General features: G+C 49.0%; 16 protein-coding genes. 8 read left to right on the forward strand and 8 right to left on the reverse strand.

All coding sequences use genetic code 11. The features are described 5' to 3' along the window. The first annotated feature begins 1 nt into the window (after position 1). The 5 genes from fliO (at position 2) to rcsA (ending at position 3,090) form a co-directional block, all read left to right on the forward strand. On the forward strand, positions 2-367 hold the full coding sequence (fliO, locus tag A7Z29_RS14925) for a flagellar biosynthetic protein FliO (protein WP_010351023.1): 366 nt from the start codon (positions 2-4) through the stop codon (positions 365-367). Beyond that, positions 367-1,104 (forward strand): flagellar type III secretion system pore protein FliP, encoded by a 738-nt coding sequence (gene fliP, locus A7Z29_RS14930; protein ID WP_001253450.1) that lies wholly within the window; start codon positions 367-369, stop codon positions 1,102-1,104. The genes fliO and fliP overlap by 1 nt, the downstream gene beginning before the upstream one ends. Before the next feature lie 9 nt (positions 1,105-1,113). Next, entirely contained in the window at positions 1,114-1,383 is a 270-nt protein-coding gene (fliQ, locus tag A7Z29_RS14935) for a flagellar biosynthesis protein FliQ (RefSeq protein WP_000187358.1), read from the forward strand. Positions 1,384-1,391: 8 nt separating this feature from the next. Next, positions 1,392-2,177 carry a flagellar biosynthetic protein FliR gene (gene fliR / locus A7Z29_RS14940; protein ID WP_000942311.1) on the forward strand — a complete coding sequence of 262 codons (786 nt, stop codon included), beginning with the start codon at positions 1,392-1,394 and terminating at the stop codon, positions 2,175-2,177. Positions 2,178-2,466: 289 nt separating this feature from the next. Next, positions 2,467-3,090, forward strand: coding sequence for a transcriptional regulator RcsA (rcsA, locus tag A7Z29_RS14945; RefSeq protein WP_000104005.1), 624 nt, complete (start codon positions 2,467-2,469; stop codon positions 3,088-3,090). Between the two features lie 43 nt (positions 3,091-3,133). On the opposite strand, the gene dsrB is transcribed toward rcsA, so the two are convergent. Continuing rightward, positions 3,134-3,322, reverse strand: a complete 189-nt coding sequence (dsrB, locus tag A7Z29_RS14950) for a protein DsrB (RefSeq protein ID WP_000867217.1) — start codon at positions 3,320-3,322, stop codon at positions 3,134-3,136. 162 nt (positions 3,323-3,484) lie between these two features. Between dsrB and yodD the strand changes: the two genes are divergently transcribed. Together yodD and A7Z29_RS14965 are read left to right on the forward strand one after the other, a co-directional pair. Then, positions 3,485-3,712: a peroxide/acid resistance protein YodD gene (gene yodD, locus A7Z29_RS14960; protein ID WP_010346997.1), complete on the forward strand. Its 228-nt coding sequence runs from the start codon at positions 3,485-3,487 to the stop codon at positions 3,710-3,712. Positions 3,713-4,008: 296 nt separating this feature from the next. Next, complete coding sequence (locus A7Z29_RS14965) at positions 4,009-4,824, forward strand: mannosyl-3-phosphoglycerate phosphatase-related protein (protein WP_000949101.1); 816 nt, start codon at positions 4,009-4,011, stop codon at positions 4,822-4,824. On the opposite strand, the gene dgcQ is transcribed toward A7Z29_RS14965, so the two are convergent. From dgcQ to A7Z29_RS14985, 3 genes are all read right to left on the reverse strand, one after another. Next, on the reverse strand, positions 4,821-6,515 hold the full coding sequence (dgcQ, locus tag A7Z29_RS14970; RefSeq protein WP_077629652.1) for a cellulose biosynthesis regulator diguanylate cyclase DgcQ: 1,695 nt from the start codon (positions 6,513-6,515) through the stop codon (positions 4,821-4,823). The genes A7Z29_RS14965 and dgcQ overlap by 4 nt on opposite strands. 182 nt (positions 6,516-6,697) lie before the next feature. Continuing rightward, positions 6,698-6,880, reverse strand: a complete 183-nt coding sequence (locus tag A7Z29_RS14980) for a YodC family protein (RefSeq protein WP_032225582.1) — start codon at positions 6,878-6,880, stop codon at positions 6,698-6,700. Positions 6,881-6,958: 78 nt separating this feature from the next. Beyond that, the gene (locus A7Z29_RS14985) at positions 6,959-7,876 is read right to left on the reverse strand and encodes a DUF808 domain-containing protein (RefSeq protein ID WP_000922671.1); all 918 of its coding nucleotides are present in this window, start codon (positions 7,874-7,876) and stop codon (positions 6,959-6,961) included. Positions 7,877-8,047: 171 nt separating this feature from the next. On the opposite strand from A7Z29_RS14985, the gene yedA reads away from it, so the two are divergent. After that, positions 8,048-8,968: a drug/metabolite exporter YedA gene (gene yedA / locus A7Z29_RS14990; protein WP_001212251.1), complete on the forward strand. Its 921-nt coding sequence runs from the start codon at positions 8,048-8,050 to the stop codon at positions 8,966-8,968. On the opposite strand, the gene vsr is transcribed toward yedA, so the two are convergent. The 4 genes from vsr to drpB form a co-directional block, all read right to left on the reverse strand. Next, positions 8,957-9,427, reverse strand: coding sequence for a VSPR family DNA mismatch endonuclease (gene vsr, locus A7Z29_RS14995; protein ID WP_085460819.1), 471 nt, complete (start codon positions 9,425-9,427; stop codon positions 8,957-8,959). The two genes, yedA and vsr, sit on opposite strands and share 12 nt — an antisense overlap. Then, positions 9,408-10,826: a DNA-cytosine methyltransferase gene (gene dcm, locus A7Z29_RS15000; protein ID WP_085460820.1), complete on the reverse strand. Its 1,419-nt coding sequence runs from the start codon at positions 10,824-10,826 to the stop codon at positions 9,408-9,410. The genes vsr and dcm overlap by 20 nt, the downstream gene beginning before the upstream one ends. Before the next feature lie 66 nt (positions 10,827-10,892). Continuing rightward, entirely contained in the window at positions 10,893-11,588 is a 696-nt protein-coding gene (locus tag A7Z29_RS15005; protein WP_085460821.1) for a phosphohydrolase, read from the reverse strand. Positions 11,589-11,627: 39 nt separating this feature from the next. After that, positions 11,628-11,909, reverse strand: coding sequence for a cell division protein DrpB (gene drpB / locus A7Z29_RS15010; RefSeq protein WP_016158467.1), 282 nt, complete (start codon positions 11,907-11,909; stop codon positions 11,628-11,630). Positions 11,910-12,399: the final 490 nt, after the last annotated feature.

Here is a 12,399-nt window from a genome sequence, read left to right on the forward strand (position 1 = left end):
GATGAATAACCACGCCACTGTGCAATCTTCTGCGCCAGTTTCCACCGCGCCGCTCCTTCAGGTGAGTGGCGCACTGATTGCCATTATTGTCCTGATCCTCGCTGCTGCCTGGCTGGTAAAACGGCTGGGATTTGCCCCTAAACGCACTGGCGTTAACGGTCTGAAAATTAGCGCCAGCGCCTCGCTGGGCGCGCGTGAACGGGTCGTGGTGGTCGATGTGGACGATGCGCGGCTGGTGCTCGGCGTTACCGCAGGGCAAATCAATTTGCTGCATAAACTTCCCCCTTCAGCACCCACAGAAGAGATACCACAGGCCGATTTTCAGTCGGTCATGAAAAACTTGCTCAAGCGTAGCGGGAGATCCTGATGCGTCGTTTGTTGTCTGTCGCGCCGGTTCTTCTCTGGCTGGTTACGCCCCTCGCGTTCGCGCAACTGCCTGGTATCACCAGCCAGCCGCTACCTGGCGGTGGACAAAGCTGGTCGCTCCCGGTGCAGACGCTGGTGTTCATCACCTCATTGACGTTTATTCCGGCGATTTTACTGATGATGACCAGCTTCACCCGCATCATCATTGTTTTTGGTTTATTACGTAACGCGCTGGGAACGCCCTCCGCGCCGCCCAACCAGGTATTGCTGGGGCTGGCGCTGTTTTTGACCTTTTTTATTATGTCTCCGGTGATCGACAAAATTTATGTCGATGCATACCAGCCATTCAGCGAAGAGAAAATCTCCATGCAGGAGGCGCTGGAAAAAGGGGCGCAGCCGCTGCGTGAATTTATGCTGCGTCAGACCCGCGAGGCGGATTTAGGGTTGTTTGCCAGACTGGCGAATACTGGCCCGTTGCAGGGACCGGAGGCTGTGCCGATGCGCATTTTGCTCCCGGCCTACGTGACCAGCGAGTTAAAAACCGCATTCCAGATAGGCTTCACGATTTTCATTCCTTTTTTGATTATCGATCTGGTGATTGCCAGCGTTTTGATGGCGTTGGGGATGATGATGGTTCCACCCGCCACCATTGCTCTGCCCTTTAAACTGATGCTGTTTGTGCTGGTGGATGGCTGGCAATTGCTTGTCGGTTCGCTGGCGCAGAGCTTTTACAGCTAGAGAGGCAAAATGACACCCGAATCGGTCATGATGATGGGGACAGAAGCGATGAAAGTCGCGCTGGCGCTGGCTGCCCCGCTGCTGCTGGTGGCGCTGGTCACTGGCCTTATCATCAGCATTTTGCAGGCTGCCACGCAGATTAACGAAATGACGCTGTCGTTTATTCCGAAAATTATCGCCGTATTTATCGCCATTATTATTGCCGGACCGTGGATGCTCAACCTGTTGCTGGATTACGTCCGCACCTTGTTCACTAACCTGCCGTATATCATCGGGTAACCCGTACTATGTTGCAGGTGACAAGCGATCAATGGCTTTCCTGGTTAAGCCTGTATTTCTGGCCATTACTGCGCGTGCTGGCGCTCATTTCTACCGCGCCCATTTTGAGCGAACGCAGCGTGCCGAAACGGGTGAAACTGGGTCTCGCAATGATGATCACGTTCGCCATAGCTCCGGCATTACCTGCCAACGATGTTTCCATTTTTTCGTTTAATGCCCTGTGGCTGGCAATGCAGCAGATCCTGATTGGCATTGCGCTTGGCTTTACCATGCAATTTGCCTTTGCCGCTGTACGAACCGCAGGCGAAATTATCGGTCTGCAAATGGGGCTGTCATTTGCGACGTTTGTGGATCCTGGTAGCCATCTCAATATGCCCGTCTTAGCGCGCATCATGGATATGCTGGCGTTACTGCTGTTCCTGACATTTAACGGTCATTTATGGTTGATTTCGCTGCTGGTCGATACCTTTCACACCCTGCCGATTGGTGGCGAACCGCTTAACAGCAATGCTTTTCTGGCACTCACCAAAGCGGGAAGTTTGATTTTTCTCAACGGATTTATGCTGGCATTACCGCTTATTACTCTGCTGCTGACGCTGAATCTGGCGCTGGGATTGCTTAATCGTATGGCTCCGCAATTATCAATTTTCGTTATCGGTTTTCCATTAACGCTGACGGTCGGCATTTCATTAATGGCAGCATTAATGCCGTTAATTGCTCCATTTTGCGAACATTTATTTAGTGAAATTTTTAATTTACTGGCGGACATTATTAGCGAATTTCCAGCAATATGATTCCGTAATGTTTATCGTGTTATCCTAAGGATTATCTGAAAAATAAAATCAGACAACATCTTCCAGGATACTCCTGTGGCGAAATATTTGTTTTAAGCTCACTCACATATCGCAACATTTACTTTACTTTAAGACAATTCCAGGCAAATTATACAACACTTTACGGGATAGTAAGTCCGCCTGAAAAATCGCGAGAGTGGCGCATTAGGTGACCCATGTTGTTCCGTTTAGTCATGATGAAATATTCAGGTAAGGGGAATTATCGTTACGCATTGAGTGAGGGTATGCCATGTCAACGATTATTATGGATTTATGTAGTTACACCCGACTAGGTTTAACCGGGTATCTGTTGAGTAGAGGGGTTAAAAAAAGAGAAATCAACGACATCGAAACCGTTGATGACCTTGCCATTGCTTGTGATTCACAGCGCCCTTCAGTGGTGTTTATTAATGAGGACTGTTTTATCCACGATACTTCTAACAGTCAACGCATCAAGCACATCATTAATCAACATCCCAATACGTTATTTATCGTTTTTATGGCGATTGCCAACGTTCATTTTGATGAATATCTGTTGGTCAGAAAAAATTTATTGATCAGTTCCAAATCGATTAAACCGGAATCTCTCGATGATATCCTTGGCGATATTCTGAAAAAAGAGACAACGATGGCCACTGTTTTAAATATGCCGACATTATCATTGAGTCGAACCGAATCGAGTATGTTGCGAATGTGGATGGCAGGTCAGGGAACCATTCAAATCTCCGACCAAATGAATATCAAAGCCAAGACCGTTTCATCGCATAAAGGCAATATTAAACGTAAGATCAAAACGCATAATAAACAGGTTATCTATCATGTCGTCCGACTGACGGATAATGTGACTAATGGTATTTTTGTCAACATGCGCTAAAACATTCTGACTGGTGGTTTCCCACCAGTCAGACTGAATAAAATTACTCTGCTTTCTCCACAAAGATACCGTCCTGATGCCCTGCCTCATTAAAGAACCAGATGCCGAGCGGGTAGTCTTCCAGCGAAACCAGGTACATTGTGCCTTCACTAAACTCCTCAACTGCCAGTACCACGCCAGGACGACGCGGACCGCCATCCGTTTTGACTGTTACCCGATCATTCACCTTCATCGTTTTCCTCCTGTGGCTTTGTGCCAGTGTAGAACAATTTCGTTTTTCTGGCAGCGCCGGGCGCACGCGAGTGCTGATTTTCTCGACGGTCTATACTTAAGAGATGCCAGGCTGACATAACGGTCGGCAGCAACAAATGAGTAACGGTTGCGAGGAAAGATGATGAAGACCGCAAAAGAGTACAGCGATACCGCAAAACGAGAGGTCAGCGTCGATGTCGATGCCCTGTTGGCGGCGATCAATGAAATTAGCGAAAGCGAAGTTCATCGCAGCCAGAGCGATTCTGAGCACGTCAGCGTTGATGGGCGTGAATATCATACATGGCGTGAATTAGCGGATGCCTTTGAGCTGGACATCCATGACTTTAGCGTCTCGGAAGTGAACCGCTAAATGCAACATAAAAAAATCCCGACCCTTGTGGGGGTCGGGATCAAACTTGCTTAAGCAAGAAGCACTTAAAAAATTCGTTACACCAGGAAATCTGATGTGTTCATCACCTTATCTGCAATTTTTTTCGCTGACAAGGAAATATTCTTTGCGCGAATGATTAATGTCATTAATGAATGAAACTGTGACTTCCGTCACCCCTTACGAGCTCTGCTACGAGCGGGATCGCTCCCGAAAAATGATCAAATACAAATCGTGCTATTTTGAGAAACATCCTGGTAAAGGGAGTATGCGCTACCATGCTTTCAATTCAACAACCACTGCTGATTTTCACCGATCTCGATGGCACCCTGTTAGATAGTCATAGTTATGACTGGCAGCCTGCCGCTCCCTGGTTAAACCGTTTACGGGAAGCAGGCGTGCCTGTGATTCTCTGTAGCAGTAAAACGTCAGCGGAAATGCTGTACCTGCAAAAAAACGTGGGGCTACAAGGGTTGCCGATGATTGCCGAAAACGGCGCGGTGATCCAACTGGATCATCAATGGCAAGATATCGACGGTTTTCCCCGGATCATCTCGGGCATTGCCCATAGTGAAATCAGTCTGGTGTTGAATACGCTGCGCGAGAAAGAACATTTCAAATTCACCACCTTTGATGATGTCGATGATACAACCATTGCGGAATGGACGGGATTAAGCCGCAGCCAGGCGGCGCTGACGCAGTTGCATGAAGCCTCAGTCACGCTCATCTGGCGCGACAGTGACGAGCGGATGGCGCAATTTACCGCCCGCCTGAACGAGCTGGGGTTACAGTTTGTACAAGGCGCTCGCTTCTGGCATGTACTGGATGCCTCTGCCGGAAAAGATCAGGCAGCTAACTGGATCATCGCAATATATCAACAATCAGGGGGAGAACGTCCGACGACGATCGGCTTAGGCGATGGTCCAAATGATGCCCCCTTACTGGAGGTGATGGATTACGCAGTCATTGTGAAAGGGCTAAACCGGGAAGGTGTTCATCTGCAAAATGAGGAGCCTGCCAGGGTCTGGCGAACGCAGCGAGAAGGACCGGAAGGCTGGCGCGAAGGACTGGATCACTTTTTCACCGCTCGTTAAGCGTTATCGCTCGCAAAAACCCGATTACGCCCTGCCTGTTTAGCGAGATAAAGCCGACGATCGGCAAGCGACTGTAATTGTTCAAAATCATAATCGCCGGTTTCCTCGCTGCTGCTCACCCCCAACGAAGCACTAATGCGGATGGTTTTGCTCTTGGCAATCAACATCTCTTTTTCATTCAGCTTCAGACGAATGCGTTCGGCAACTTCTTTTGCCTGCTCCAGGTTAGCGCCCGGCAGAATCACACAAAACTCCTCGCCGCCAACTCGTCCGGCAACATCCTGGGCTCGCAATGAACGACTAATTAATCCGGCGGCATGTGACAACACACGATCGCCTGCCTGGTGACCAAAGCGGTCATTAATCGCTTTAAAATGGTCAAGGTCGACCTGAATGACAGAAAAAGGATGTTTGTGTGTCTGGCACAATTTAGCAAGCGGACGCGCTTTTTCGAACAGTGCACCACGGTTATACATGCGGGTTAAGGTGTCGTGCCACGCTTGCCATTGCAGCGAACTTTGCAGGACAAACATATTGCTTACCATCTGGCGAATCACATACCAGGAGATAAGTAGCATGGTGGTGAAGAGCGCCCACAGCAGGGTTAATGCAATACTTATGCTGCCAAAATCACCACGTACACCTTCACTAAGCGTATGGATACGCACTAATACGCCATCGAAATGATCCAGCCGTTCCCAGCTAACATAGCGGCTGTTCATCCGAATCCCACCGCGCGTATCGTGTTCAATGTCCTGCGCAAGTGATGCCAGTTCACGAGGATCAAAGAGATCTTCGCCAGGATGGTCCGGGTTAGATGAGGTCAATAATTTCAGTTTGCTGTCATAGAGTTGATATTCGCCATCGAGATTTTTATCGATAGCATTTTGTAAAAATTGCTGCATTGAACGCACGGGAATACTCATCCCCAATACGCCATACCAGTAATTATTATTATCGACCGGCACGCTTACAGTGACCTGTGGTTCAGTAGCATTGTTATGCTCATGCTGAGAGGTAAACCAACGCACCGCGCGTTGACGGTTTTCTCGTTGTGAATGACCGATAAACCAGGGTTGGGTGACAAATTCGTAGTAACGCCCAGGCACATTACGCATAAATAGCGTCGGCTGCGTCGAAACGTAAAATCCGGCGCGCGAGACATACATCGCTTGTTCAACCATTGATGAGGAGTTGTGCGCCAGACGCAGTAAGTAACCAACTTCCAGCGCGGCGGTAATTTCATTATCCAGGGATTCATTTTCGCGGGAAAGCAGACTCCCCTCACTGACTAACGCATCCGAGACACCGTTTACTGGCAAGGTGCGCCGTCTGTTGAGTTCTATCTGCCAGGCATGTTCATCGCGACGTTGTTCGAACTCGGTAACGGCATTGCGCAGAGAAGTGAAATCGAGCGGCGCAACGAGGGCTTCACGCATCCCGTTACGTAAAAACAATAATTTATCAACGTTATATTGCAGTTGTTTATCAAGCGCGTTGGCAACATTTTCCAGATGGTTACGCTGGCTTGAAATATAGGCATCTTCCAGAACCACCACTTCACGCCATGTAAGTAACGTTGAGAAGATCAACACCACAATAAAGCAGAGATTAACGACATGACCAGGCCCCAGGCGGCGCGCGAGTTTTTTCAGCCAGCTCTGGTTTTCCATTTCTGTCTCGTGCTGCACCCTGACGACTCCCAACCTGCTTTCTTATGATTCTGGCATAACCTGGCGATAACGTACCGCCAAACAGCAATAATTTTATAATGTTGCCATGATAAGACGCATCAGGCATTCAATGCAGACATTGGCACAACAGCCGGATGCGGCGTGAACGCCTTATCCGGCTTGGTGTTAATTATACGCTTTCAGGCTTCTTCCGGCGAACGACGCCTCTCCCCCGGAACAAGCTCAGTTTCATGAAAGGCTTCCCGTTTGACACCGTAACCGTCATACCACCGACACTCAACCATGCCGCTGGAATACCCAGTAACAATCATCTTCGGGCCGCCCTCTTTGACCGTCACTTCCTCACTAACCACAAAGCTCATACTCGCCTCCTTTTTTCGAGTGAAACTTGTTCACCTTAGTCGAGAATGGCGAATTTTGCATAATAGCCAATGAGAATATTAATGTGCCTGACCGCGCAATTTCGCTATCGTTTTCACTCCCAACACGACGATACCACCGATGATAAAACCAAGAATCAGATTTAAAACAGTCGGTAATATCATTGCGACCAGCGCACTCTGCTGCCCGGCGAAATGTTCAATCGCATGATGCAGCGGCGCGATGCCATGTATCACAATACCGCCGCCGACCAGGAACATCGCCAACGTACCGACTATCGATAACGCTTTCATCAGCCAGGGGGCAATAATCAACAACCCCTTGCCTGTCGCTTGCATAACCGTACTGGATTTTTCCACCAGCCAGTAGCCCAAATCATCAATTTTAACGATGATACCCACCAGACCATAAACACCCACGGTCACGACCAGTGCGATCCCTGAAAGTACCAGCACCTGATTAAGCAACGGCGCTTCCGCCACAATCCCCAGCGTGATGGCAACGATTTCCGCAGACAAAATAAAATCGGTTCGAATCGCCCCTTTTATTTTGTCCTTTTCAAACTTCAGTGGATCTTGCGCCGCCAGTGCCTCCAGACGCTGCTGACTTTGCGCCGGATCATCTTTGTGCTTACGCGCCTCCAGCATATGCAGCACCTTCTCTACCCCTTCAAAGCAGAGAAATGCGCCACCAATCATCAACAGTGGCGTAATCGCCCACGGGATAAAAGCACTGATGATCAGCGCCAGCGGCACCAGAATCACTTTGTTGATAAGCGATCCCTTCGCCACGCCCCAGACCACGGGCAACTCCCGATTGGCACGCACACCTGAAACTTGCTGCGCATTGAGCGACAAGTCATCCCCTAATACACCGGCGGTTTTCTTCGCCGCCAGCTTGCCCATCACGGAGATATCGTCCAGCAAAGTGGCGATATCATCGAGCAATGTCAGTAAACTACTCCCGGCCAAAAGCATTCCCTCTCATTTTTATCGTTGACGCGCTAAGTATGAAGCAAAATCGGCCCGGCTGATACTTGCTTCACAGGTCAACATTTTTTTAACAATCAAACACAATTATATCTCTCGCCAGCGAAATGATTTTCACGTTTACTATGAACCGCCTTTTTATTTCCATCGTGAGGGATTATGCGTTTCCGCCAGTTGTTACCGCTTTTTGGCGCGCTGTTTGCGTTGTATATCATTTGGGGCTCAACCTATTTTGTCATTCGGATTGGGGTTGAAAGCTGGCCACCGTTAATGATGGCAGGCGTGCGGTTTCTGGCTGCCGGTATTTTATTAATGGCCTTTTTACTGCTGCGTGGGCACAAATTGCCGCCACTGCGTCCCCTGCTTAATGCCGCGTTGATTGGTTTATTACTGCTTGCTGTCGGTAACGGTATGGTAACGGTGGCTGAACATCAAAATGTTCCTTCCGGCATTGCCGCCGTGGTGGTGGCAACAGTACCTCTCTTTACTCTCTGTTTCAGTCGCCTGTTTGGCATTAAAACGCGCAAGCTGGAATGGGTGGGTATCGCCATTGGGCTTGCCGGAATCATCATGCTCAATAGCGGCGGTAATTTAAGCGGCAATCCGTGGGGCGCGATTCTGATTTTGATCGGTTCTGTGAGTTGGGCGTTTGGTTCGGTTTATGGCTCGCGCATTACCCTACCAGTAGGAATGATGGCGGGCGCCATTGAGATGCTGGCGGCTGGAGTGGTGTTAATGATCGCGTCGATGATTGCAGGTGAAAAACTGGCGAAGCTCCCTTCTCTTTCGGGCTTCCTTGCGGTCGGGTATCTGGCGCTGTTTGGTTCGATCATCGCCATCAATGCTTATATGTATTTAATCCGCAATGTCAGCCCGGCTCTCGCCACCAGCTATGCATACGTTAACCCCGTAGTCGCGGTCTTGCTGGGTACGGGGCTGGGCGGCGAAACGTTGTCGAAGATTGAATGGCTGGCGCTGGGCGTGATTGTCTTCGCAGTGGTGCTGGTCACGTTGGGAAAATATCTCTTCCCGGCAAAACCGATTGTCGCGCCAGTCATTCAGGATGGATCACGCGAGTAAATGAATCCCCAGAGTGTCGATCTGCGCGCTGGCGCCCTCGCCGCAGATCCACTCTTCCAGACGCTCGGCAAGCGCCGCATCGGTCAACTTCTCCCGTCCGCGTAACGCACACTCCCAGACAATCAATACACGCCAACCTGATTCCTGTAAGCGGCTAATGTCCCGCTTGTCACGCGTTACATTTTTGCCAATCTTCTCCAGCCAGAACTCAGTGCGTGTAGCAGGCACTTTAAACAGATAACAGTGATGATGATGCCAGAAACAGCCATGTGTAAATATTACACAGCGATACTCATCGAGGACAAAATCCGGGCGTCCGGGCAGGCTGGCATCCTGAACACGAAACGCCAGCCCCTGCACGGTTAATAAGCTGGCGAGACGTTTCTCGATTGCCGTATCGCGCGTGGCAATCGCGCGCATGTTTTTGCTACGCGTGGCCTTATCGTGAACGTCGGCCATGTTGTACCTCTTGCTGACGCAACGCCATCGCCTGTTTGATTTTTGGCTCAAGCAATTTTGCCACTGCAGCAAATACCGGTACTACCACCGAGTTGCCGAACTGGCGATAGGCCTGAGTGTCAGAAACCGGAATACGAAATTTTGCTTCATGGGGTGCTTCAAAGCCCATCAAGCGTGCGCATTCTCGAGGCGTTAATCGACGTGGACGATGTTGCTGATTCTGCGGATCGTCAAAGTCTTTCTCACCTGTCGCCATATCCCAGCCGCGATCGATTAAAATTTCCGCACCATCTTTGTAATAACGGGCAGAAAGCGTACGCGTAACACTCTGCGGGTTGTCCGGATAAACCATTCCGTAACCAAAGCCGTTACCGCGCGCCTGATGTTTTTTCGCATAGCGATAGAGGTACTTCCACAGCACCGGCGTCAGGATATATTTTGCTTCGACAACCGGGTCCAGTAACTGCGCCAGCGTAATACGTTGTGCCGGATAGCAGTCACTAATATCCCGCAAGGTGAAATCTGTTTTCAAATTCAGATCGCGACGAAAGCCCACCAGCACGATGCGCTCTCGGTGCTGCGGCAGAAAATGTTTGCCGTCGATGATTTTCGGATCGTCCGGGCCATTATCTTCGGCATCGGCCACGTCATAGCCCAGTTCATCCAGCGTCTGCATGATGATACGGAATGTTTTGCCCTGGTCGTGGCTTTTCAGGTTTTTGACGTTTTCGAGCACAAAAATCGCCGGACGACGGGCATTGATGATACGCACTACATCAAAGAACAGCGTGCCCTGGGTATCGCAAGCGAAACCGTGCGCACGACCAAGTGAGTTCTTTTTCGATACGCCAGCCAGTGAAAACGGCTGGCAAGGAAAACCGGCCAATAAAACATCATGTTCAGGAATGTGCTGACGAATATGTTCTGCCGCCACTTCATCGCTCACACCCTCTTTATGGCTCAGAGTGATGTCGCGGATATCTTCATTAAAGTGATGCGTCGCCGGGTCGCAATAATGGTTAGCTTTGTAGGTGCGCACCGCATGTTTATTCCACTCGCTGGTAAATACACACTGACCGCCAATCGATTCAAAACCGCGACGGATGCCTCCAATACCGGCAAAGAGATCGATAAAGCGAAACGTATAATGCGGATGATGTGCTGGCGGTTTGGGTAACAACGTTTGCAAATGGGCGAACTCTTTTTCGCTTAAGCGGTGCCACACCGAGTCGTTAGCCAGCGCACGTTTTAAAATCGCCGGACTCCAGTGGTTTTCTCCCACGCTATTAAGTTGCGCTACCAGCGTTTTTACATCATAAATTTGCAGCAGTTTCTCCAGCATTGCCTGTGCGGCATTCCCGGTGCTGTATGAATCGGTTACTGATATATTTTCCTGCATAGATTTAACCGGCCATCTGAGATGGCCGACAGGTTAACATAATTACTTCTGTTTAGGGCTACGCGGTCAGTCAACCGGCGAAAACGCATCAATCACCGTATGATCCACACCTTCATTCTCGCCCGCCAGTTCGGCACTGAGCTTAGCCATAAACTCCACCAGAAAACGGGCGTTATGTTGTGCCAGCAGTTTACCTTTTGCCGTTTGCATAGTTTGCGGTAGCTTCAGCAACTTCGTCTGGAAATGATCCAGCGCGTAGCGTTTATCATCGAGTGGGCGACGTTGCGCGAACGGATCTTCACCGTCAAATAGCGCCATCCCCAATGAACCTGAAACTGCAAACACGCGCGCCAGACCTATCGCACCTAATGCTTCCAGCCTGTCTGCATCCTGCACGATTTTGGCTTCCACCGTTAAAGGCGTAATTTGCGCACTGAAACTGTGTGCCGCGATGGCATGGCAAATGGCGTCTATTTTCTCTGACGGAAAATCAGCAAATTCCGCACTTAAAATGCGACGCGTTTCTTCTGCCGCCAGTAAAGAGGAACGCTGCCGTTGCGGATGATTTTTCGCCAGACTCACGACATCATGAAAATAACAGGCGGTTAAAATGACCAGCATATCGACGTCTTCATCTGCCGCCAGTTTCTGCGCTGTCGCCCAGACGCGACGAAAATGACACAGGTCATGAGCCGAGTCCTGGTGTGTATGATGGTTTTTCAACCAACGTTCAAATTGTGCCTGCCAGTGTTGTAAGTTCATACGCGCTCCGCTGCCCAAGGGGCGCAACCTTAGCAGTTTTTACTCATAGCGTCTGCTTCGCGCAGGCCGTGGTCGGGTGTACCAGGCAATACCACCTAACAATGCCCCGACCATAGCCATAAATAAAAATCCCACTAACGCACCTAACCACTTTCCCGCAGTTGAACCTAAATCACTTTCAAATCCTGACACGGGGGCATCGGGGATCCGACTCATTACCCAGATGTAACGCGCCATCACCCAGACAAAATAGCCACACCATGTATAGAAAGCCCACAAAGCCAGTTTGCCGCCAGGGCTGCGAGAGAGTCTTTCTTCCATTGTTGTCGAACCATGCTCCATTTTGAGATAACCCGGAAAATTAAGACCTGATCCTATTATGTGATGAAAGTCACATTTTTCCACATCGGTTGAGCCAGTCAAGTCTCATTCATTTTTTGAACAAATAGATGATTTTTGTTCAATGGCAATAATTACTGGAAAAACAGCTATTAAAAATTTTATTTAACTTTGATCGTAGTTTTATTAATTCACTAATTCAATATATCAGCGAGGAATACAATTATACCTTTTTTGTTTTCTGTGTCATGATAACTCCGTTATTAGCCTTTTATCGTCTTGCTTATATTTTTGAGCCGCCATGATGCCGGCTTTTTTTATGTCATTTTATAATGTGCGCAAGATCACACACGATTTTTAGCGAAACAATCATTGACGCAATCCATTCTTATCAAAAACCAATAACTATTTGATATAAAACCATAAATGTCATGAATATTTATGGTTTTAACTCATAATCGTGAATTATATA

Source organism: Escherichia sp. MOD1-EC6842, from assembly GCF_002965705.1.
Lineage (GTDB): Bacteria > Pseudomonadota > Gammaproteobacteria > Enterobacterales > Enterobacteriaceae > Escherichia > Escherichia ruysiae.